This is a genomic window from Microbispora rosea (assembly GCF_044460045.1).
GTDB lineage: Bacteria > Actinomycetota > Actinomycetes > Streptosporangiales > Streptosporangiaceae > Microbispora > Microbispora rosea.
The window spans coordinates 37,728-59,993 of the sequence record NZ_JBITJO010000005.1 but is presented as its reverse complement, the minus strand read 5'-3'; the positions used below and the strand labels follow the sequence as shown (position 1 = coordinate 59,993).

Here is a 22,266-nt window from a genome sequence, read left to right as displayed (position 1 = left end):
GAGAGACGGGAAGGGGGGACGCCGCTGAACGTGCTGGCCGGACCGGCGGACAAGCGGTCCATGGCCTTGTCCGACGACCCGGGGCACGCGTTGAGGCGCGACACGTGGGCCCGTCGATCCCACGCCTGGGAGGTGTCTCATGACGAACACGACGAGGCTCACGGTGGCGCAGGCACTGGTGCGGTTCCTCGCGCGGCAGTGGACCGAACGCGACGGCGTCGAGCACCGGCTGATCGCCGGGTGCATGGGCATCTTCGGGCACGGCAATGTGGCGGGCATCGGCCAGGCCCTGGCGGAGCAGGGCGCGGGCACCCGCGACCCGCTGCCCTACTACCCGGCCCGCAACGAGCAGGCGATGGTGCACACGGCCGCCGGCTACGCCCGGCAGTCCGACCGGCTGTCCACGCTCGCCTGCACCAGCTCGATCGGGCCGGGCGCGACCAACATGGTCACCGGGGCCGCGCTGGCCACGATCAACCGGCTGCCGGTGCTGCTGCTGCCCGGCGACGTGTTCGCCACCCGGGTCGCCTCGCCGGTGCTGCAGGAGCTGGAGGACCCCCGGTCGTACGACGTCAGCGTCAACGACTGCCTCAGGCCCGTCAGCCGCTTCTGGGACCGGGTCAACCGGCCCGAGCAGCTTTCCTCGGCGCTGCTGGGGGCCATGCGGGTGCTCACCGACCCCGCCGAGACCGGCGCGGTGACGCTGGCGCTGCCGCAGGACGTGCAGGCCGAGGCGTACGACTGGCCCGGGGAGCTGTTCGCCCGCCGGGTCTGGCACGTGGCCCGGCCGGTCCCCGAACCCGCCGCCCTGGCCAGGGCCGTCGAACTGCTGCGCGGCTCGCGCCGCCCGTTGATCGTCGCCGGGGGCGGGGTCAGGTACAGCGGCGCCTGCGCCGAGCTGGCCCGCTTCGCCGAACGCCACGGCGTGCCGGTGGCCGAGACCCAGGCCGGCAAGGGCGCGCTGCCGTACGACCATCCGTGCGCGGTGGGCGCGATCGGGCACACCGGGACCCGCGCGGCCGACACCCTGGCCCGCGAGGCCGACCTGGTCGTCGGGATCGGCACCCGCTTCGGCGACTTCACCACCGCGTCGCGGACGCTGTTCCGGCAGGCCGGGTTCCTCAACGTCAACGTGGCGGCGTTCGACGCGGCCAAGCACGCGGCCGAGACGCTCGTCGCCGACGCGCGGGAGGCCCTGAAGGCGCTCGGCGCGGCCTTCGGCGACGTGGACTGGCGGGCCGACCCCGGCTGGACGGGCCGGGCGGCCGGGCTGGCCGCCGCGTGGCAGGCCGAGATCGACCGGTTCTACGGCGGGACCGAGCTGACCCAGCCGGTCGTGCTGGGCGTGCTGAACGAGGTCGCCGCGGGCGGGGTGGTGGTCAACGCCGCCGGGTCGATGCCGGGCGACCTGCACCGGCTCTGGCGGGCCTCCGACCCCGGGCAGTACCACGTCGAGTACGGCTACTCCTGCATGGGCTACGAGATCGCCGGGGGCCTGGGGGTGAAGCTCGCCGCCCCCGAGCGCGAGGTGTTCGTGCTCGTCGGCGACGGTTCCTACCTGATGATGGCCCAGGAGATCGCCACCGCCGTGCAGGAGGGCGTCAAGCTCGTCATCGTCCTGGTGGACAACCATGGCTTCGCCTCGATCGGCGCGCTGAGCGAGGCGGTCGGCGCGCTCCGGCTCGGCACCGCCTACCGGAGGCGCGGCCCCGGCGGCCGGCTCGACGGGGAGCGGCTCCCGGTGGACCTCGCCGCCAACGCGGCCAGCCTCGGCGCCGGCGTCCTGACGGCGGCCGACCCGCGGACCCTGCGGGCCGCGCTCGCCAAGGCGGTCGCGTCCCCCCGCACGACCGTGGTCCACGTCGAGACGGTCTCCGGTCCCGCACCCGCCGCCGAGGCGTGGTGGGACGTGCCGGTGGCCGAGGTGTCCGGGCTCGCCGAGACGCGCGCCGCGCGCGAGCGCTACGACGAGGCCAGGCGTGACCGGCGGCCCTATCTCTGAGGGGTGGACGCTCGCGTCGCCGCGCGGCCCGTGTCAGCGGCCGCGTCAGCACGGCGACGGCCCGGTATCAGAGCGGTCGGCGATCGTGGACGCCATGAACGGATCAGCGATCGCGGCCTCGGGGCTGCGGAAGGCATACAAGGACAAGGTCGTGCTCGACGGCGTCGACCTGGACGTCAGAGCCGGCACGATCTTCGCCCTGCTCGGGCCCAACGGCGCCGGCAAGACCACGACGGTGAACGTGCTGACCACGCTGCTGGCCCCCGACGCCGGCACGGCGGTCGTCGCCGGGCACGACGTGGCCACGGAGACCAAGGCGGTGCGCGCGGCGATCGGGGTCACCGGGCAGTTCGCCTCGGTGGACGACCTGCTCACCGGCGAGGAGAACCTGCTGCTGATGGCGGATCTCCTGCACCTGCCCAAGGCGGAGGGCAGACAGATCGCCGGCCGGTTGCTCGACCGGTTCGATCTGGCCGAAGCGGCGAGCAAACCGGCGGCGTCCTACTCAGGCGGCATGCGCCGCAAGCTGGACCTCGCCATGACGCTGGTCGGCAGGCCGCAGATCATCTTCCTGGACGAGCCCACGACGGGACTCGACCCGCGCAGCCGCCGCACCATGTGGGACATCATCCGGGAGCTGGTCGCCGACGGCGCGACCATCTTCCTCACGACGCAGTATCTGGAGGAGGCCGACCAGCTCGCCGATCGCATCGCCGTGCTCGATAAGGGCCGGCTGGTCGCCGAGGGCACCGCCGGCGAGCTCAAGCGCCGGGTCCCCGGCAGCCACGTCCGGCTGCGGTTCACCGGCCGCGACGAACTCGACGCCGCGGCACGGGTCCTGCCCGGGTCCACGAGGGACGACGAAGAGCTGGCCCTGCGGGTGCCCGGCGACGGCGGTGTGAGGTCGTTGCGCGCGCTGCTCGATCGGCTCGACGCGCACTCCGTCGACGTCGAGGAGCTGTCGGTGCACACCCCGGACCTGGATGACGTCTTCCTCTCCCTCACCGGTACCGCGAACAAGGAGGCCAACGCCCGATGAACGTCATCGCAGACTCCACGACCCTGCTGCGGCGCAACCTCCGGCACACGATGCGGAATCCGGTGGCGCTGTTCAACGGCATCGTCATGCCGGTCTTTCTGATGTTCCTGATGGTCTACGTGTTCGGCGGCGCGTTCAGCGTCGGCGTCGGCTACGCCGACTACGCGACGCCAGGATTGATGCTGACGACCATCTGCTACGGCGTCGGCGCCACCGCGATCGCGGTGAACTCCGACATGACGACCGGGTTCATCAACCGGCTTCGCGTCATGGACGTGTCCCGTGCCGCCGTGCTGAACGCGTACGTGATCGTCACCATGCTGCGGAGCCTGGTCGCCATCGCGTTCGTCACCGGGGTCGCGTTCCTGATGGGATTCCGGCCGTCGGCGAGCTTCGCGGAATGGCTCGGCGTGATCGGCATCGTCGTGCTGACGGTGCTGGCGATCGGCTGGCTGACCGTCGCGTTCGGTCTCGCGGCGAAGACGCCGGAGAGCGCGGGCTTCGCCGCCGTCCCGCTGATGCTCCTTCCCTTCCTGAGCAGCGCGTTCGTGCCGGCCGACACGATGGGTCCCGGTGCGCGGCAGCTCGCCGAGTATCAGCCGTTCACTCCGATCATCGAGACCCTGCGCGGGTTGCTGACCGGCGCGCCGTCGGCGGGCCCGGCCATCACGGCGATCGCCTGGTGTGCGGGGCTGGCGTTGATCGGCTACCTGTGGGCGCGCGCGTCGTTCAAGAAGCGAGCGTGATCTCGGCCAGCTCGCGCCAGTCCCGCCCCCGGCCGTCACGGACCGCCTCGGTGAACACGGTTTCGCCGAGGCGGTTCCGCGCGTCCCCGGCGATCCTGGAAGCGTCCGGGTGCGAACGATCCGGCGTGCCGCGCACGACGTCGCTCGCCGCGAGCAGTCGCACGGCCTGCTCGTGGTCTCCCCGGCGCAGCGCGAGATCCGCGATCCCGACCAGCACCTCGGCGATCGTCGGCGGATACCCGTACTCCACGGCCGCGCGGAAGGCCTCGGCCCGATGGGCGCAAGCCGTGCCGAGATCCTCGGCGAGGTAGCCGTACAGGTTCATGGCCGCGGCGCGGGCGGCCTGGTCCTGCACCGTACTGTCCGGCTCCATTCCCACCCTGGCCAGATGCCGGCGCGCCTGATCCGGCTCGCCGCGCCAGCGCGCCAGCTGCGCCTGCGAGAACGCCAGCTCACCCAGCACTGCCGGCCAGGTGATCCCGCCCGCGCACCGCTGCGCCTCCGCCATGGCGCGAGCGCTGGACCGCTCGTCGCCGAGCAGCCAGTACAGCTGCGCCTGCCGTGCCCGCAGGCCGACCACGTCCTCGGTCGCGCCCACCTCGGTCAGCGCCACGACCGCCTCTTCGTAGTGCTCGCACGCGCGTGCGAACTCGCCGCGCATGGCGCGCCGATCGGCCACGAAGGCCAGCGCCAGCGAGATCCCCCACCGGTCGCCCAGCGCGCGGAACTCGCCGAGGGCGATCCCGGCGTCGGTGTCCACGTCGGTCTCGTCGCCGCCGAGCGTGAGCCGCAGCCGGCCACGAGCGAGCCTGGCCTGCGCGCGCACCCACGGGTCGTCGTCGGCGATGAGCGGCTCGAACGCGGGCAGGAACTCCGTCCGCTCGCGCAGCATCCGCTCCAGCGGAGCGACGAACCCGAGCAGGGGGTTGCGATACCCGCTGCCCCTGGTGAGCCGGTACGCCCCTTGGATCCACTCCCGCGCCTGGTACTGATCGCCGCCGACCCTGGAGGTCACGAACATCGCCACGATGGTGTACGCCATCGCGCGCACCTCGTCGGACACCTCACCGTGCGCCTCACTGGGCATCTCACTGTGCATCGAGGCCGCCGCGATGCTCAACTCGGTGCCCTCGGCCCTGTGCCCGCTGAGGAACCAGTACCAGCCCGCGGCCCCGACCAGCCGCATCGCCTCCTGGGCCCATCCCTCGGCGATCGCCCCCCGCACGGCCGCGCCGATGTTGTCGTGCTCGGCCTCGACTCTGGCCAGCCATTCCAGCTGCCCGGCCCGGCGCAGGTGCGGATCGGCCGTCTCGGCCAGCTCGGTGAAGTAGGCGAGGTGCGCCCGGCGCGCCTGCTCGGTCTCCCCGGCTTCGGCGAGCCGGTGCGCCGCGTACTCCCTGATGGTGCCGAGCATCCGGTAGCGCGGCGTGCCCTCGCCGTCGGCGAGCAGCAGCGATTTCTCGATCAACGCGGTCAGCACGTCGAGCACCTGCTCCCCGGGCGACGCCTCGTCCCCGCACACCCGCTCGGCCGCCTCCAGGCTCGCTCCGCCGGAGAACACCGACAGCCGCCGGAGCACGCGGCGTTCGGCCTCGGACAGCAGATCCCAGCTCCAGTCCACGACCGCGCGCAGGGTCTTGTGCCGGGGCAGCGCCGTACGGCTGCCGCCGGTCAGCAGAAGGAACCGGTCGTCGAGCCGGCGGGCCAGCTGGTCGAGGGACATGGTGCGCAGCCGCGCCGCGGCCAGTTCGATCGCCAGCGGGATCCCGTCGAGCGCCCGGCAGATCCGCGCCATGGCCGACAGGGTGCGCGCGTCGGAGCCGACGTCCTTGCGCACCAGAGCCGCGCGGTCGCGCAGCAGCCGCACCGCGGGCGAGGACCCGGCCTCGGCGGGGCCGGCTCCCTTCGCGGGCAGCGCGAGCGGCTCGACCTGCCACAGGACCTCCCCGGTGATGCCGAGTGGTTCCCTGCTCGTGGCCAGAATCCGCAGGCTCCGGCACTCTCCCAGCAGCCGATCGGCGAAAGCGGCGGCCGCCTCGATCACGTGCTCGCAGTTGTCCAGGATCAGCAGGATCGCGCGCTCCCGGACCGCGGCGATCAGCTGGTCCATCGGTTCCCCGCCCCGCGCGGCGCCGAGCAGCGCCTGGTCACGCAGGCCGATCGCGGTGAGGGCGGCCTGCGCCAGGTCGCCGCCCGCCCGCACCGGGGCCAGTTCGATCAGCCATGCCCCATCCGGCAGCCCGGCGAGCATCGTCCGCGCGGTCTCCGCGGCCAGCCTCGTCTTGCCGGAGCCGCCCGCCCCCGCCAAGGTGACCAGCCGGTGCCTGACGACCAGATCGGCGACCGCGGAGACCTCGTCGTCCTTGCCGACGAAACTCGTCAGCTCGGCCCGCAGATTCGTCCTGTGGTCGTCCGCCCGCCGGCCCAGCTCGCCCCGCAGCACCGCGGTGTGCAGCGCGGACAGCTCGGCCGACGGATCGGCGCCCAGCTCCTCGGCGAGCCGCTCCCGCGTCCGCTGGTACACGGTCAGCGCCTCGGCCGTACGCCCCGCTTCGGCGAGCGCCCGCATCAGGGCCGCGACGAACCCCTCCCGCAGCGGGTGGGCGGCGACCAGCTCGGTCAGCTCGGAGACCAGCTCGGCCCCGCGGCCGAGGCGAATGTCCGCATCCACCCTGTCCCCGAGCGCGGCGACGTGGAGTTCGTCCAGCCGCGCGACCGCGGCGTCGAACGCGTCGCTGTCGCGCAGCGCGATGTCCGCCATGGCCGGGCCGCGCCACAGGGCCAGGGCTGAGCGCAGCAGATCGGCCCTGGCCGCGGGGCCGGCGGCACGGGCCCGGCCGACCAGCTGCTCGAACCGGCACACGTCCACGGCGTCGGGAGCCACGGCCAGCCGATAGCCGCCGGCGTCCGCCTCGATCACACCGCCCGGCATCACCCTGCGCAGCCGGGACACCAGCGCCTGCAGGGCGTTGGCCTCGTCCGCGGGCGGCCGTCGCCCCCAGATCCAGTCCACCAGCCTCGCCCGCGTGACGATCCGGCCGGGTTCGAGGGCGAGCGCGGCGAGCAGTGCGCGCAGCCGAATCCCGGGAACCTCCACCACGGCCCCGTCGTGGTCGCGGACCTCGAACGGTCCGAGCAGTTCGACTCGCACGTGAGCAATTGTGCCGAGCCGTGGCGCTATCGGCTAACCGCCGCCGCGGGTCAACGGCGGTCAGCCGCGGTCAGCCGTGTCTCGCGGTCACGCGTCCCAGGTGACCGGGAGGCTCTTCACCCCGTAGACGTCCGCGGTCTCCGGCCGCAGGCCGACCTCCTCGGCCGGTACGGCCAGGCGCAGCGTGGGGAAGCGGCTGAGCAGCGCGGGGAGGGCGACCCGCATCTCGACGCGGGCCAGCTGCTGACCCAGGCACTGGTGGATGCCGTGGCCGAAGGCCAGGTGCCCGCCGTCCTGCCTGCCGAGGTCGAGCACGTGGGGATCGGCGAAGCGTCCGGGGTCGCGGTTGGCGGTGTTGTACGACAGGATGACGGCCGTCCCGGCGGCGATGGTCCGGCCGCCCAGCTCGACGTCCTCCAGCGCCGTCCGCATGAACGTCTTGGCGACACTCAGGTAGCGCAGCAGCTCCTCCACGGCCCGGTCGGTGAGCGCGGGATCGGCTCGCCAGGCGGCCAGTTGCTCCGGGTGACGCAGCAGCGCGAAGGTGCCCAGCGCCAGCATGTTCGCGGTGGTGTCGAACCCGGCCGACAGCAGGATGAGGGCGATCCCCTGCAGCTCCTCGTCGGTCAGGTCGCTGTCGGTGAGGTCGCTGAGTACGTCGTCGGTTGGGGTGACGCGCTTGGCGGCCACCAGTTCCGCGAGGTATCGCTGGGTCGCTGTGTAGGCCGCGAACAGTTCCTCGTCGCCGACCTCTCCGCCGAGGAACGCGTCGATGTTGTCCTGGAAGAAGCCCCGGTCCTCGTACGGCACGCCCAGCAGCTCGCAGATGATGACGGAGGGGATGGGCTTGGCGAACGCGGTCACCAGGTCCGCGGGCGGCCCGGCCTTCTCCATGGCGTCCAGGTGGGCGGCGGTGACCTGCTCGACGCGCTCGGTCAGCAGTCGCATCCGGCGTACGGTGAACCTGCCCACCAGCGGTTTGCGATAGCGGCTGTGCTGCGGGTCGTCCATGAGGAGGAACTCGCCGGGCGGCGCCGGAGGGACCTCGATCTCCCCGAAGTCGATCAGCGGGTGGTGGCGCATGAGTTCCTTGCGCGAGCTGAACCGGGGGTCGGCCAGGACCGACCGGACCAGGTCGTATCCGGTGATCAGCCAGCCCTCGTGTCCGTCCGGGAAGCGGTAGCGGCTGATCGGGCCGTGCCGGCGGGCGTCGATCAGCTCCGCCGGCGGGTCGAAGGGACAGCCGGGCTTACGCGCGGCCGGCAGCGTGGTGACGGTGTGTTCCATGGCCATTCCCCTCGTCAGCCGCCGACCACGGTGTCGTCTGCGGAAGCCTTCCGCGGCCCCGAGGCCGCGTGCACTGAGCCGTTCATGGCATCCACCGTCGCCGGTCGCGCTGACACCGGGCCGTCGCCGTGCTGACGCGGCCGCTGACACGACACCGCGCCGGGCCGATCGCCGTCCGGTGAACACAGACGAACGCCTCCCGGCGGAGCACGGCTCGTGCTCCGGACCGGGAGGCGTTCGTCTATGCCCTCGCGTCTGTGTCCTCGCCGTCAGAGCAGGCCGCTCTGCGTGAGCCAGTCCTTGGCCACCACGGGCGGGTCGTCCTTGTCGACGGCGATCCGCTTCATCAGGGTGACCAGCGTCTGGGTGTCGAGCTTGGCGGAGACCGCGTTCAGCGTGGAGGTCACGGTGTCGTTCACCCCGGCCTTGTAGACGAGGGGCGTCACGTTCTCCGAGCCGAAGGCGTTCTTGCTGTCCTGCAGCGGCACGAGGTCGTTCAGCACGATCTTGGGGTCGGTGGTGAACACGTTGCCCACCTGGACCGTGCCGCTCTTGATCGCGTCAGCGGTGGTGTCGCCGGTGGGCTTCCACTGCTTGAACTCCAGGCCGTAGACGTTCTTGAAGTTCTCCTCCTGACGCTGCTTGAACTCCGGCGGGCCGCCGACCACGAAGTCCTTCGCCACCTTGACGAGGTCCTCGATGGTGCTGAGCTGGTATTTGTCGGCCGTGGCCTTGGTGACCGTGAGCGAGTTGTTGTCCTCGGCCGCCGCCGGTTCCAGGATCTCCAGCTCCGGGGGCAGCTTGGCCTTCAGGCCCGCGAGGATCTCGTCCTTGGTCCTGGCCGTGCTCGACTTGTCGACGAACGCCAGCAGCGACCCGGCGTACTCGGGCAGCACGGTCAGGCCGCCGCTCTTGACCTGGTCGTAGACGACCTCGCGGCTGCCGATGTTGGGCTTCTCCTCGACCGTGACCCCCTTGGCCTGGAGGGCCTGGGCGTACATCGAGGCGAGCAGGACGCTCTCGGGGAAGTTGAAGGAGCCGACGACGACCTTCGTGGCGGCGGCGTCCCCCGAGCCCGACGCCGACGGGGCGGCGGAGGCGGTCGTGGAGAGGGGGTCGGAGCCCCCGCAGGCCGATAACGTGAGCGCCGCGGTCAGGGCGACCGCCGCGACGCCGAAGATACGCCTCATAACAGAAAATCCCTTCATTATAGGGGGATAATATCGAGATTAGCGGACCTGGCGGACACCGGGCGAGACGGCCACCCGGTCGAGCAGGACGAAGCCGAGCTGGACGGCCAGGGCGAGCGCGGCCACCAGGACCGCTCCCCCGACCACGTCCGCGTAGGTCTTGGTCGCCAGGCCGTCGATGATGAACCGGCCGAGGCCGCCCAGCCCGACGAACGCCGCGACGGTGGCGGTGGAGACGACCTGGATGGCGGCGAGGCGCAGGCCCAGCAGGATCAGCGGCAGCGCGACCGGGGTCAGCGTCTGGAACAGCACCTGACGCCCGCGCAGGCCCATGCCGTACGCCGCGTCGCGCAGGTCGGCGTCCACCCCCCGCACGCCCTCGTACGTGTTCACCAGGATGGGCGGCACCGCCAGCACGATCAGCGGGATCAGCACCGGCAGGACGGTTCCCACCCCCGCCAGCAGCACCACGAGCACGAGCAGGCCGAGCGTCGGCAGCGCCCGGGCGGCGTTCGCCGCGACCACGACGAGCAGCGCGCCGCGGCCCGTGTGGCCGATGAGCAGGCCGAGCGGCACGGCGATCAGCGCCGCGACGAGGAAGGCCGCGGCCGAGAACTCCAGGTGCTCGAGCAGCCGGACCGGGATGCCGTCCGGGCCCGACCAGTGCGCCGGGTCGCCGAAGAAGCCGGCCAGCCAGTTCACGCCGTCCTCCTCGCCCGGGACCAGGGGGTCAGCAGCCGCTGGGCGAGCACGAGCAGCCCGTCGGCGAGCACGGCGAGCAGGACGATGAGCACGATCCCGACCGTGATCGGCGTGTAGAACTGCCGCTGCCAGCCGTCGATGAACAGGTTGCCCAGCCCGCCCTGGCCGATGAGCGCGCCCACGCTGACCAGGCTGATGCTGGAGACGGTCGCGACCCGCAGCCCGGCCAGGACCACCGGCACCGCGACCGGCAGCTCGACCCGGAGCAGCCGGCGCGCGGGCCTGAACCCCATCGCCACCGCCGACTGCCGTACGGCATCGGGCACCGAGGCCAGGCCGTCCACCACGGCGGGGATCAGCACCGCGAGCGCGAAGAACGTCAGCGGGATGACCACGGTCGACCGGGTGAGCCCGGTGATCGACAGGAAGATCGAGAACAGCACCAGGGACGGCAGCGAGTAGGTGACGTTCATCAGCGCGGCGGTCGGCTGGTAGAGCCAGCGCCAGCGCACACAGGCGAGGCCGAGCGGCAGGGCCACGACCAGCCCGAAAAGCACGGGCAGGAAGGCCATCACGACATGGTTCTCCAGCAGGGCGCTGATCGCGGTGGGGCCCCCGTTGGCCCAGTTGCGCGCGATCCAGTCCCAGCGGACCAGGGGCTCGTCGGTCACGCGGGCGCCTCCTCGGAGGAGCCGTCGCCGGAGGAGCCCTCGCCCGAGCCGCCTGACGCGGGCGGCGCGTACTCGGCGAGCAGTTCGTCGATCGCGTCCCGGCCGGCCACGCCGCGCACGCGGCCCTCCTCGTCCACGGCGACCGCGGTGCCGTTGGCCGACAGCAGCGCCGCGTCGAGCGCCGCGCGCAGCGAGTCGGTCTCGGGGGTGAAGGTGCCGTACGCCGCGAGCCCGTTCGCGGTGCGCCAGCCGAGCGGCCTGCCGTCCTCGTCGGTCGCCAGATCGGACGGCGCCGGGCGCAGGCGCACCTCCTTGGCCGAGATGAACGACAGCCGCCGGATGCCGCGGTCGCGGCCGAGGAACTCGCGGACGAAGTCGTCGGCGGGCTCGGTGAGCAGCGTGGCCGGGCCGGCCATCTGGGCCAGCCGCCCGCCGACGCGCATGACGGCCACCGTGTCGCCGAGCTTGACCGCCTCGTCGATGTCGTGGGTGACGAACACGATCGTCTTGCGCAGCTCCGACTGCAGCCGCAGCAGCTCGTCCTGGAGACTGGCCCGCACGATCGGGTCGACGGCGCTGAACGGCTCGTCCATGAGCAGCACCGGAGGGTCGGCCGCGAGCGCCCGGGCCACGCCGACGCGCTGCTGCTGCCCGCCCGAGAGCTGGAAGGGATAGCGGCCCGCCAGGCCGGGGTCGAGCCCGACCAGTTCGAGCAGGTCCATCGCGCGGGCGCGCGCCTTCCTCTTGCTCCAGCCCAGCAGGTACGGCACCGTCGCGATGTTGTCCACGATCTTGCGGTGCGGGAACAGGCCCGCCTGCTGGATCACGTACCCGATGCCGCGCCGGAGCGTGGGCGGGTCGATCTCGCGCACGTCCTGGCCGTCGAGGGTGATGCGGCCGGAGGTGGCGTCGATCATGCGATTGATCATCCGCAGCGACGTGGTCTTGCCACAGCCCGAGGGGCCCACGAACACGGTGATCGCACCGGTGGGCACCTCCAGACTGAGGTCGGCCACGGCCACCGTCCCGTCCCGGTAGCGCTTGGTGACGTCTTCGAACGTGATCACGCCATCTCGCCCTTCGAAAGAGTGTGCGATCAAGGCAACAGCGGGAGGCCCCTCACTCTTCCCTCCGAACCCCCCGGATATCCAACGCGACCCGTTCCGGACACAACACCCAGCGGCCAGCCTACGGCGGGAACACCCGAAATCCGGGCCTAGATATCTATCAATAGGGCATCTCATGATGCGTGACGCGGTGATGTGTTGGCATGATTACTCTCACGCCTCTCCCGTCCCTCCGCCGCGTCCCTCAGAACGGACCAGCCAAGAACCTCAGAGGAGCCGGTCGTGACTGCACCGCTCACCGGTCTGCGCTCCAGGAGCGAGCTGATCGCCGAGCTCTACGAGCGTCACGCGGCGGGGTTGTTCGCGTACTGCCACGACCAGCTCGGTGAGACCGCGTCCGCCGCCGACGCCGTGGTGGCGGTCTTCACCACCGCTCCGGCCGCCGAGCCGCCCTCGCGCGGCGCGCTCTACGCGCTGGCGCGCCGGGAGATCTACCGCCGGGACGTCAGCTACGCGCTGCCCGCGGTCGACTCCGTCGCCGACCCCGCCACCTCCTTGATCGAGCGGGTGTTCCGGGACATCCGGCCGCACCAGCGTGAGGTCCTGCTCCTGTCGGAGGTGTGCGGCCTGCCGGCGCCGGAACTGTCGCTGGTCCTCGACGTGGCGGCCGACACCGCCGAGGAGCTGATCGCCGGAGCGACGCGCCGCTTCGCCCAGACGCTGGAGACGGCGGTGACCGCCGCGAGATCGGCGCCGTTCGTGCCCGCCTCCGTCGCGGAGGTCTACGACGCCATCTGCGTCTCCCCCCTCGGCGACGTGCTGGCCCGGCTGCCCTGGCGCCGGCCGGCCGCGACCGTACGCGACCGGGTGCTGGCGGCGCTGCCGTACGACGAGCCGGGGAGCGCCACCGCGGGAGGGGAGCAGTCCTCCGGGCTGATCACCAAGAGGCTGTGGCCGACCACTCCGACGTGGCCGCTGCCGCTGAGCGACCCCGACCAGGTCACCAACACGTGCGTGGTCAAGGCCGACGCGATCGCGCAGCCGCAGGGCTCCCGGCGCAGGGCGAAGCACGAGGCGACGACCGAGCCCATGCCCCGGCTGCGCGGTGCGCTGCTCAACTCGCTCGGCGAGGGCCGTCTGCGCAGGAAGCGCACCGCGCGGCCCGCGCCCCCGGAGCGGCCGGAGACCCCGGAGCGGCCGGAGGCCCTGGCCGCGCCCGTGGAGCCGCAGGCGCCCCTGCAGGAACCGGCGCCCGCCGCACCCGCAGCGCCGCCACCTGCCCCGGACGTCGCGGCCGCCCCCGAGTCGTTCGACGCCTTCGGCGCCGCCGCCTCTCCCCGTACGGACCCGTTCGACGCCTTCGGCACCGCCGCGCGTCCCTTCGACGCCTTCGGCGCTTCCGGCACACCGCGCCCCGTGGAACCCCTCGACGCCTTCGGAACCACACCCCGGTCCCCGGAACCCCTCGACGCCTTCGGCACTTCCGGCACACTCCGCCCCGCGGAGCCCTTCGACGCCTTCGGCACCACGCCGCACCCCGCGGAATCCTTCGACGCCTTCGAGGGCACGTCCGGCGCTCCGCGCCCCGCGGAACCTCGTGACGCCTTCGAAGCCACCCCGCACCCCGCGGAGCCCTTCGACGCCTTCGGGACTTCCGGCACGTCCCGACCCGCGGAGCCGCTGGACGCGTTGTTCGACACGCTCCGCTTCGCCGTGCCCTTCGACGCGTTCCGTACGGCCGAGCCCGCGGACGCCTCGCGGCAGGCCGAGCCCACCGGCGCCTTCCCGCAGACCGGGGAACCGTCCGGCTTCCCGCGGATCGAGGAGCCGTCCGGCGAACCCCCGCTGACGCCGCCCTCCGAGGAGCTCTTCCCGGCCGCTCCCCCCGTGGACGCGTTCACTCCCGCGCCGCGGGAGGCCGGGCGCCCGGCCGGGTCCTCCCTCCTCCCGGCCGAGGAGCCGCCGGTGGAGACCTCCGGCACGCGTGCCGTCACGGCGTCCGGGACGGAGACCGACGCCCTGGTCCACCCGGCCGTCGCGGCGATCTCCGCGCCTCCGGCCGCCGCCTCCCGCCGTCCTGCCCGCAAGCACGCCGGCAAGCCGTCCGGCGCCGTCAGCGGGGCGAGCAGGGGCGCGAGCAGCGGTGCCGGCAGGGGCGCGAGCAACGGCACGCGCAAGGGCCGGCGGGGCAAGGGCGACCGGCACTACGACTGGCTGTGGGAGGCCGTCGGCATCCTGATCTGCCTGATCATCGCGCTGATCGTCTTCTTCAACGTGCCGACGGTCTTCACGCCCTGAGCCCGCGACGCCCGCACCGCCGCACCGCCGCACCGCCCGCACCGCTGGGCGCGTGCTCATCGTGGCGGTTTGGGCAGCCCGAGCCCGAGCATGGCGATCAGCTCCCGCTGGACCTCGTTGACGCCGCCTCCGAAGGTGAGCACGAGCGCGCCCTTGACGCCCCGGTCGACCCGCTCGATCAGGTCGCGCGTCTCCTCGTCGTACGGGTCGCCGAAGCGGGCCAGCGTGTCGCCGACGATCCGGCCGATGTCCTGCGCCCGCTCCGAGGCGTAGATCTTGGTGGCCGACGCGTCGGGCGCGCCCAGCCAGCCGAGGTCCATCGACGCCGCGACCTGCCAGTTCAGCAGCTCGTTCGTGCGGAAGTACGCGTACACCTCGGCGACGGCCCGCCGTACGTCGGGGTGCTCCCACAGCGGCACGCCGTCGCGTCCCTTGCCGGTCTTCGCCCAGCGCGCGAAACGGTCGAGGGTGTGCCCGATGTTGCCGGCGGGGCCGAGCGTGACGCGCTCGTAGTTGAGCTGGTTGACGATCAGGTCCCAGCCCTTGTCCACCTCGCCGACGACCATGTCGAGCGGGACGCGCACGTCCGAGTAGTACGTCGCGTTGGTGTGGTGGCGGCCGTCCATCGTGAAGATCGGCGTCCAGGAGAACCCGGGGTCCCCGCAGTCGACGATCATCATGGTGATCCCGCGGTGCTTCCGCGCCGCCGGATCGGTGCGCGCCGCCAGCCAGATGTAGTCGGCGTGGTGCGCGCCCGAGGTGAACACCTTCTGGCCGTTGACCACGTAGTGGTCGCCGTCGCGCACCGCGGTCGTCCGCAGCGAGGCCAGGTCGGTGCCCGCCTCCGGCTCGCTGTAGCCGATCGCGAAGTGACACTCCCCGGCGAGGATGCGCGGCAGGAAGAACTCCTTCTGCGCGTCCGTGCCGTACCGCATCAGCGTCGGGCCGACCGTCTGCAGCGTGATCAGGGGGTAGGGCACCTCGGCCCGGGCGACCTCGTTGGCGAAGATCTGCTGCTCCACCGGGCCGTATCCGTCCCCGCCGTACTCCTTCGGCCATCCGAGGCCGAGCTTGCCGTCGCGGCCCAGCCTGCGGCAGTGCGTCATGTACGCCTCGCCGAACGGGTCGCGGGCGATCTCGGCGCGCTGCTCGGCGGTCAGGCAGGACGCGAAGTAGTCCCGCAGGTCGTCGCGGAGCCGCCGCTGCTCCGCCGTCAACTCGATGAACATCAGACCAGGGCTCCGATCAGGTCGAGCTGGGCCTGCTCACCGCCCAGCAGATGGGCGAGGTGCTTGCCCAGGCCGAAGTGCCGATGCAGCGGATAGGTCAGGTCGAGGCCGATGCCCCCGTGCAGGTGCTGGCAGGTGTAGAGCGCGCGTACGGCGTTTGCGGTGGCGTTGTAGGCGGCGACGGCCAGATCCCGCTCCGCGGGCAGCCCTTCGCCCAGCCGCCACACTCCCGTCCACATGGCGACGTCGAGCGCGCGTGCGGCGATGTAGACGTCGGCGATCTGCATGGTCACGGCCTGGAACTCGGCGAGCACCCGGTCGAACTGCCTGCGCGCGGCGATGTGTCCCCTGGTCAGCGCGAGCGCGCCCGCGAGGACTCCGGAGGCGGTCGCGGTCACCGCGGCCAGGGTGTTCAGCCGCAGCGCGGTGACGGCCGCGCCGTCCCGCTCCCCCACCATCTCGCCCGGCGCGTCCTCCAGGACGACCGCGGCCGCGGGTTCCCCGGTCGCCGTCGGGACCGGCCGCAACCGCGCGTCCGCGGGCCGCACGAGGAACAGCGCGGCCCCGTCCCCGGACCGCGCCGACACGAGGATGGCCGACGCCTCGGCGGCGTACGGGACGACGCCGGGCCGCCCGGTGATCCTTCCGTCCCTGGCGACGGCGGAAGGCGGGTCGCCCGGGCCCGCCCCGGCCTCGCGGAAGGCGACGGCGAGCACCTCCTCCCCCTCGGCGAACGACGCGAGCGCCCGGCGCTGGGCGTCCGTGCCGTGCCCGGCGACGGTCAGCGCGGCGATCAGGCCGGGCAACGCGGGAACGGGCGCCACGCGGCTCCCCGCCTCGCGCAGGATCACCGCCATCGCGAGCGGGCCGAGCCCGGCGCCGCCGGCCTCCGGAGTCAGGCACGCGCCGAGCAGGCCCGCCTGCGCCAGCGCCTTCCACGCCCCCGCGTCGTACGGCCTGCCGCCGCGCTCGTGCGCCTCGATCCTGGCCTGGTCCGCCTCCCGGTCCAGCACCGACGCGGCCAGCGCGCGCAACTCCGCATGGGTCTCGTCGAGATCGAAGTCCACCGGACCTCCCGCGTGTTCCACGGACCTGCCTGCGGGGCGAGATCCCCGCCCAGAACCGCAAACTAGAACGGATTCTAATCTCTGTCCAGAGGGATGCTCCCGAACCGGCGACGACATGCGACCGAAACAGGAAAGTCATATAGCCGCCAGCGCTTTTGTGACTGACGGGTAACCATCCGGAGTGGACGGGAATCAGATAACGTGTTCCTATGCGCACTTCGCATGCAGTCGCCGACGCTCCACCACCGCTTCCCGAAGGCCCTTCCGCCACGGCCGCCCATCCGGCCCCGGCCACCCCGGGGGCTCGCACCCGGAGCCAGCACCAACGGCGCCGGCGCATCGTCCAGGCGGCGGCCGCCCTCGCCTCCCGCGGAGGCGTCGAGGCGATGCAGATGCGCACGGTCGCCGAGCGCGCCGGCGTCGCCCTGGGAACGCTCTACCGCTACTTCCCCTCCAAGATGGACCTGGTCGTGGCGGTGGTCGGCGAGGAGATCGACCTGCTGGAGTCCAGCATCGAGCGGCGCCCGCCGCACGCCGCCCACCCCGCGGGCCGCGCGGTCGACGTGCTGATGCGGGCCACCCGGGGCCTGATGCGCGAGCCGGAGCTCGCCGACGCGCTCATCCGTTCCCTGATCATGGCGGAGGTGGAGGCGCCGTTCGGCGACAGGATGGCGAGCCTGCTGCTGCGCGTCGCCACCGACGGCCGCACGGTGAGCCTTCCCCCGGAGGACCAGCTCGCGCTCACCGGCTCCCTGGCGGGAGTATGGGTGCAGGAGTTGCTGGAGATGCTGCGCGGGCGGCGCACGTACGAGCAGATCCAGCACCGCATCGAGATCGCGGCCGAGCGGCTGCTGGCGGGTTTCTAGACTTTCCTCTCGCCGCCCGGTGAAATCATCGCGACCCTCCGAGACACGAGGTCCGCACCCCCGGGTAAGACGGATATGCAAGATGGACGGGCCGCCGTCTCCTGCTAGAACGAGTTCCACTCCTATTGGAATTAAATTCCAGTTGCGGGAAAGCGCTTGGACCGCCTCTGCGGGTTCTGGTTCCATGACAGGGTGACGAGCCCCCCCGAGATCCCGGCCCGGCGGGACACCGCCTCTCCGCCCATCCCCTCCCTCCGCGCGGCCTGGGGACCGCTCGCCCTGTCCTACGCGACGGCACAACTCATCGAGGTGTTCCTGCACGAGGGGTCGCACGCGCTGGCCGCCCGCGCGGTGGGGTTCCACCCCGCCATCGGCCAGTTCGTCGAGTTGCACGTGCCCTCGCCGGAACGGGCGCAGGAGGCCCTGGTGGCCGCCGGCGGCCCGATCGGCAGCCTCGTCACCGGCCTCGTCTGCTGGGCGCTGTACCGCCGGCGCGGGCCGTCCTATCCGCGCCTGCTGCTGATGTGGCTGGCGATGACCGGCATCACGGCGTTCCTCGGATATCTGGTGGTCATGCCGCTGCTCACGGTGGGCGACACCGGCGTCCTGGCCCGTCTCTACCACGTGCCCGTCGCCGTCCAGTTCCTCGTCACCGCCGCCGGCATGGCGCTGCTCTACCTGGTCACCCGGCCGCTGAGCCGGATGTACCTCGACTCGCTGCCCGCGAGCGTGCCACTGGACACCCCGCGCGACCGCAAGGCGTCCGTGACCCGCCTGTGGATCCCCTACCTGATCGGCCTGGCGCTGCTGGTGCCCGCCGGGCTCGGCGGCGACCCCGAGGTGGTCTTCTACGGCATCCTCGGCTGCTGGGGGCCGGGAATGGCGCTGGTCGGATTCATGACGCTCAACGCGGGCCGGCCGTACGAACGCAAGGAGAAGACCGACGCCGGTTGGCGGCTTCCCGTGTGGGCGTTTCTCGGCTACGCCGCCGTGGTCGCGTTCTATCTGCTCGTGCTGCGGCCCGGCCTGAATATCTGACCGCCCGGAATACGCATACGTACGCACCGCAATCCGGATACGTAATAACCGGAAGCGCGCTGGACGGCCCCCGGAAAGATGGCCGATGATGCCTACGGCGAATTCTTTTCTTCCGGGGAGCCGTCATGGGACTGAGCAACATCCGCCTCATCGTGCCGCTGGTCTACGCGATCGCGGTCGTCGTGTCGCTGATGATCGACAAGACCGTGGGCACGGTCGTCGTGATCGTCGGAGCGCTCCTCGTGGCCGCGTTCTTCATCTGGTTCCGCCCCCGGAGCGGGACCGGCCGTCCCTGACGCCGAACAGCGCGCCCCACGGGTCGCGCAACACCGCCTCCCGCCCGTCGTCCCCCGCCTCGGCGACCCCGCCGCCCGCCCGTCGCGCGGCCAGGGCCGCCGAGGGCACGTCGTCCACGAAGAAGTAGGACACCCACTGGGGGGACATGCCGTCCGGCACGCCGCGCACCTCCCGTCCTGGCGCCGTCTCCTCCCCGAAGATCCCGGCGTAGAAGGCGCGGGCGCCGCCGGGATCGGCCGCCCTCAGCTCGTGGCCGCAGGTCGCGCCGTGCTCGTCGACCAGGACGATGCCCTCCGCCCAGTGCCCCTGCCAGAAGCCGACCGCCGCGCCCGTCGTGTCGATCGCGAACAGGAACCGCCCGTTCTCGCCGGCCGCGAGCGGCCCGAGCACCACCGCGCCGCCGAGCGCCTTCACCCGCCCGGCCACCGCGTCGGCGTCCTTCGCCGCCAGATAGGTGTTCCAGGTGGCGGTCAGCCCCCGCCCCGGCGGCACCTGGCCGAATCCTCCGACGACCTCCCCGGCCTGCCGCGCCAGGCGGTAGCCGTACTCCTCGGGCTCGCCGAAGGTCCAGCCGAACAGGGTCGCGTAGAACTCCCGCGCGCCCTCCGGGTCGGCCGCCATGTAGTCCACCCAGCAGGGCGAGCCCTGCGCGTACGTCTCACGCCTGGGCATCCACCCGGCTCCTTTCCAGATGGGACCAGATGAGCGGCGCGGCGGCCTCCGGGCGCTCGATCAGGCACAGGTGACCGGCGTCCGCCATCTCCACGACCCGGCAGCGGGGGACGAGCGCGCCCAGCCGGTCGGCGTTGGCCGCGAACGTCGGCATCTCGGCGTCCCCGACGAGGACCAGGGTGTCGGCCCTGATCGCGCCGAGCGCCTCGTCGGTGTGGACGTGCCGGTGGAACGCCGCCATCGCGCCGGTGCGCAGCTCGTCCCAGCCGTGCCGGGCGATGACCGTCCGCAGGCTCGCCCGCAGCCGGGGGTGCGCCTCGGTGCCGCGGAAGATGTCGGGTGGGGAGGACATCCAGACGTCCGCCAGCGCGGCGCCGTCCGCGCCGGCCCGCCGCAGCGCCATCAGCTCGCGGTAGCGCGGGGCCGTCCCCGGCTCGCTGGGCGCGCCCGCGATGGTGGGGGCCGCCACGACGAGACGCCGTACGACGTCGGGCGCGTCCACGGCGAGCTGGATCCCCGCCAGCGACCCGAAGGACAGGGCGACGACGTCGTGCACCCCCTCCGCCCGCGCGATAGCCGCGATCTCGGCCGCCAGGTCCGGCAGGGTCGTGCCGGGCCGCATCGGGCCGGACCCTCCGTGGCCCGGCAGGTCGACGCCGACGTGCCGGCGGCCGGGCAGCAGCGCCCACAGGTCGCGCCAGGTCGTGGAGTCCATGGTGTAGCCGTGGAGCCACAGCACGGCCGGGCCGCTCCCGCTCGCGTGCACCCGCATCACGCCGGCTCCCCCGCCACCGCCGCGGAAGCGGTTCCGGCTGGCGGAACGGCGCCGAAGGTGGCGCAGAACCGCCGGAAGGCCAGCACGGGCCGGTCTGCGGCGTCGTAGCGCTGCGGCGCGTCCGGATCGAGGTGATCCCAGACGACGCGGTCCTGCTCGAAGGCGTACCGCGCGCCGTGGACCAGCGCGTCGAGCGCATCGGCCCGCTCCGGCGGCAGTGCGATGGCGACCCGCCCCACGCAGCCGTCCGGGGTGGGCACGGCGCCCGTGATGATCGTGTACGGCGCGTCCGCGGTGCCCAGCTCCGTCATGACGAGGTTGGGGCTGAAGGCACGGGCGTAGAACCGGGAGGCGAAGTCGAGCCGGCGCTCCCGCTCCCATGGCGGGGCCTTGGTGCGGAACTCCCCCTCGATCGCCATCTCCCCGTCGGGACCCGGCGACACCCGCATGCCGATCACCCGGGGCACGAGGTGCACCTGGTGGAAGTGCTCGGCGTCGAAGGCGTTCTCCACGACGTACTCCGAAGGGACCGCCACCGGCTGGATCACCGCGCTCACGACGATGTTGCCGTCGGCCACCTCCTTGATGGCCCGCTGGAAGCCGCGGTCGTCGTCGGCGGACAGCCGTACGAACACCGCCGCGCCCGCCCGCTCGACCGCGTGCTCGGCGACCGACCAGCGCCGCGCCGTGTCCCCGAGTGCCACCCGCTTGCCGTGGAAGGGGCAGATGACGCAGTCGCCGTCCAGGGTGCCGCCGTGGCCCAGGGCCGCGCCCCGGTGGGGGCACAGCCCGTCGAACACGCGGACGCGCGACCCCTCCCGTACGGCGAGCAGCCTCCGCCCGCCGAGCATCAGGGGGTTCAGCCCTTCGGCGAGTTCCTCCTCGAACGCCAGCAGATACCAGCCCGTGTGCACTTTCCCGATCATCGCCCTACCGCCTCCAGGACCTCTCCGGCCACGCGGTCGCCGCTGGCCATGGCCGCCTGAACCATCGGGACACCGGCCGCCGTGGCCTCGCCCGCGAAGAACACCGTGCCGCCCATCGGCTCCGCCCACGCCGCCCGCGCCCACAGGCCGCCGACCCGGGGATAGGTGAACGCGCCGGTCGCCCAGGCGTCCGCTCCCCAGTCGGCCGCCTCGACGTGCTCGGGCCGGGCGTCCCCGGCCCAGGGCAGCACCCGGCCCAGCGGGGGCGGCCCTCCGCGGGCCGCCTCGCGCGCCCGCGCGGCGGCCCCCGCCTTGGCCACCACCAGGACGCGCGTGCTGCCGGCGGTGCAGGTGACGAAGCCCAGCCCGCCCTCGGCGTCGAACACGACGGCCGACTCCGGGGCGGGCCGCGACAGCGTCACCACCCCGCACCAGGCGTCGCCGAGGCGCAGCGACTCGGCCGCCGCCCGCTTGCGGGCCGGCATGTCCGCGATCGCGAGCGCCCCGCCCGCGACCACGGGCGGCGGCACGGTCACCACCACCGCCGCGGCCGTCACCGCGCCCTCGTCGAGACGGGCCTCCACCCGCCCCGGCGACCAGGCGATGCTCCTGGCCGGGCTGCCCGGCCGCACGTCGAGCCCGCGGGCGAGCACGCCGGGCAACCGGTCGAAGCCCCCGCGTATGGCGTAGCGGCCCTCGCCGACGTCGTCGGCGCGGCGTCCCGCGGCCATTCCCGCCGCGCTGAGGGCCCCGGGGTCGGCCGCCCAGTTCTGCCGCAGCCATTCGGCCTGGTCGCCGGAGGTGAGCCGCTCCGCGACGGGCACGTCCTCCCCCGGGTCCCGCAGCAGGCTCTGCTCCACGGCCCACGGCGGCTGTCCCCGCCGGGCGAGCACGCCCAGCGGCAGCACCCGCCCCGCCGCGGCCACGAGGGCGTTGCCCGGCTGCACCGGCTCGGCCGCGCCGGCTTCGAGCACGTCCCAGACGGGATTGCGGTCGCCGTGGACGACCTGAGCCCCCAGCTCCATCGCCGGACCGCCGTCGGAGGGCCGGTGGGTGCGCACCCGCCCGCCGACGCGGTCCCTGGCTTCCAGCACCGTGACGGCCAGACCCGCGGCGCGCAGCCGCCGTGCGGCGGTCAGGCCGCTGACGCCCGCGCCCACAACCACTACATCGACTCGCATCGCTGCCTCCCATGGGTCCGTCCGGTCCGCAGTTGTCCGCATTCATTCCGGCGACGGCCGCG

19 protein-coding genes are annotated in these 22,266 nt (G+C 73.0%); 7 read left to right on the top strand and 12 right to left on the bottom strand.

What is annotated here, in order from left to right; genetic code table 11:
* Positions 1-139 precede the first annotated feature (139 nt).
* The 3 genes from iolD (at position 140) to ACIBK1_RS22220 (ending at position 3,787) form a co-directional block, all read left to right on the top strand.
* Complete coding sequence (gene iolD, locus ACIBK1_RS22230; protein WP_396737355.1) at positions 140-2,002, top strand: 3D-(3,5/4)-trihydroxycyclohexane-1,2-dione acylhydrolase (decyclizing); 1,863 nt, start codon at positions 140-142, stop codon at positions 2,000-2,002.
* A 94-nt stretch (positions 2,003-2,096) separates the two neighbouring features.
* Positions 2,097-3,041, top strand: coding sequence for an ATP-binding cassette domain-containing protein (locus ACIBK1_RS22225; RefSeq protein WP_396737352.1), 945 nt, complete (start codon positions 2,097-2,099; stop codon positions 3,039-3,041).
* On the top strand, positions 3,038-3,787 hold the full coding sequence (locus ACIBK1_RS22220) for an ABC transporter permease (protein WP_030506159.1): 750 nt from the start codon (positions 3,038-3,040) through the stop codon (positions 3,785-3,787). The genes ACIBK1_RS22225 and ACIBK1_RS22220 overlap by 4 nt, the downstream gene beginning before the upstream one ends.
* Here the strand turns inward: ACIBK1_RS22220 and ACIBK1_RS22215 are convergent.
* From ACIBK1_RS22215 to ACIBK1_RS22190, 6 genes are all read right to left on the bottom strand, one after another.
* Positions 3,771-6,938 carry a BTAD domain-containing putative transcriptional regulator gene (locus tag ACIBK1_RS22215; protein WP_396737348.1) on the bottom strand — a complete coding sequence of 1,056 codons (3,168 nt, stop codon included), beginning with the start codon at positions 6,936-6,938 and terminating at the stop codon, positions 3,771-3,773. The two genes, ACIBK1_RS22220 and ACIBK1_RS22215, sit on opposite strands and share 17 nt — an antisense overlap.
* A gap of 87 nt (positions 6,939-7,025) precedes the next feature.
* On the bottom strand, positions 7,026-8,225 hold the full coding sequence (locus tag ACIBK1_RS22210) for a cytochrome P450 (protein WP_197042441.1): 1,200 nt from the start codon (positions 8,223-8,225) through the stop codon (positions 7,026-7,028).
* A 269-nt stretch (positions 8,226-8,494) separates the two neighbouring features.
* On the bottom strand, positions 8,495-9,415 hold the full coding sequence (locus tag ACIBK1_RS22205; RefSeq protein ID WP_030506162.1) for an ABC transporter substrate-binding protein: 921 nt from the start codon (positions 9,413-9,415) through the stop codon (positions 8,495-8,497).
* A gap of 39 nt (positions 9,416-9,454) precedes the next feature.
* The gene (locus ACIBK1_RS22200) at positions 9,455-10,117 is read right to left on the bottom strand and encodes an ABC transporter permease (protein ID WP_030506163.1); all 663 of its coding nucleotides are present in this window, start codon (positions 10,115-10,117) and stop codon (positions 9,455-9,457) included.
* Complete coding sequence (locus ACIBK1_RS22195; protein WP_030506164.1) at positions 10,114-10,788, bottom strand: ABC transporter permease; 675 nt, start codon at positions 10,786-10,788, stop codon at positions 10,114-10,116. Before ACIBK1_RS22195 ends, ACIBK1_RS22200 begins: the two co-directional genes overlap by 4 nt.
* Positions 10,785-11,855: an ABC transporter ATP-binding protein gene (locus ACIBK1_RS22190; protein WP_051761307.1), complete on the bottom strand. Its 1,071-nt coding sequence runs from the start codon at positions 11,853-11,855 to the stop codon at positions 10,785-10,787. Before ACIBK1_RS22190 ends, ACIBK1_RS22195 begins: the two co-directional genes overlap by 4 nt.
* A 282-nt stretch (positions 11,856-12,137) precedes the next feature.
* Between ACIBK1_RS22190 and ACIBK1_RS22185 the strand changes: the two genes are divergently transcribed.
* A complete protein-coding gene (locus ACIBK1_RS22185) occupies positions 12,138-14,153 on the top strand; it encodes a hypothetical protein (RefSeq protein WP_396737343.1) in 2,016 nt (671 codons plus the stop codon).
* Between the two features lie 56 nt (positions 14,154-14,209).
* Here ACIBK1_RS22185 and ACIBK1_RS22180 read toward each other — a convergent pair whose 3' ends face one another.
* Entirely contained in the window at positions 14,210-15,382 is a 1,173-nt protein-coding gene (locus ACIBK1_RS22180; RefSeq protein WP_396737340.1) for an acyl-CoA dehydrogenase family protein, read from the bottom strand.
* Complete coding sequence (locus tag ACIBK1_RS22175; RefSeq protein WP_396737337.1) at positions 15,382-16,449, bottom strand: acyl-CoA dehydrogenase family protein; 1,068 nt, start codon at positions 16,447-16,449, stop codon at positions 15,382-15,384. The genes ACIBK1_RS22180 and ACIBK1_RS22175 overlap by 1 nt, the downstream gene beginning before the upstream one ends.
* A gap of 209 nt (positions 16,450-16,658) precedes the next feature.
* Here ACIBK1_RS22175 and ACIBK1_RS22170 point away from each other — a divergent pair, with 209 nt between their 5' ends.
* From ACIBK1_RS22170 to ACIBK1_RS22160, 3 genes are all read left to right on the top strand, one after another.
* A complete protein-coding gene (locus tag ACIBK1_RS22170) occupies positions 16,659-17,315 on the top strand; it encodes a TetR family transcriptional regulator (protein WP_030506168.1) in 657 nt (218 codons plus the stop codon).
* A gap of 192 nt (positions 17,316-17,507) precedes the next feature.
* The gene (locus ACIBK1_RS22165; protein ID WP_357322777.1) at positions 17,508-18,353 is read left to right on the top strand and encodes a hypothetical protein; all 846 of its coding nucleotides are present in this window, start codon (positions 17,508-17,510) and stop codon (positions 18,351-18,353) included.
* 125 nt (positions 18,354-18,478) lie between these two features.
* Entirely contained in the window at positions 18,479-18,649 is a 171-nt protein-coding gene (locus ACIBK1_RS22160) for a hypothetical protein (protein ID WP_156080758.1), read from the top strand.
* Here the strand turns inward: ACIBK1_RS22160 and ACIBK1_RS22155 are convergent.
* The 4 genes from ACIBK1_RS22155 to ACIBK1_RS22140 are packed head-to-tail and all read right to left on the bottom strand — an operon-like array spanning position 18,609 to position 22,246.
* Positions 18,609-19,322: a VOC family protein gene (locus tag ACIBK1_RS22155; protein ID WP_357322773.1), complete on the bottom strand. Its 714-nt coding sequence runs from the start codon at positions 19,320-19,322 to the stop codon at positions 18,609-18,611. The genes ACIBK1_RS22160 and ACIBK1_RS22155 overlap by 41 nt on opposite strands.
* Complete coding sequence (locus ACIBK1_RS22150) at positions 19,309-20,094, bottom strand: alpha/beta fold hydrolase (protein ID WP_030506171.1); 786 nt, start codon at positions 20,092-20,094, stop codon at positions 19,309-19,311. Before ACIBK1_RS22150 ends, ACIBK1_RS22155 begins: the two co-directional genes overlap by 14 nt.
* Entirely contained in the window at positions 20,094-21,023 is a 930-nt protein-coding gene (locus ACIBK1_RS22145; protein ID WP_030506172.1) for a Rieske 2Fe-2S domain-containing protein, read from the bottom strand. The genes ACIBK1_RS22150 and ACIBK1_RS22145 overlap by 1 nt, the downstream gene beginning before the upstream one ends.
* Positions 21,020-22,246 carry a flavin monoamine oxidase family protein gene (locus tag ACIBK1_RS22140; protein WP_396737334.1) on the bottom strand — a complete coding sequence of 409 codons (1,227 nt, stop codon included), beginning with the start codon at positions 22,244-22,246 and terminating at the stop codon, positions 21,020-21,022. The genes ACIBK1_RS22145 and ACIBK1_RS22140 overlap by 4 nt, the downstream gene beginning before the upstream one ends.
* Positions 22,247-22,266 lie beyond the last annotated feature (20 nt).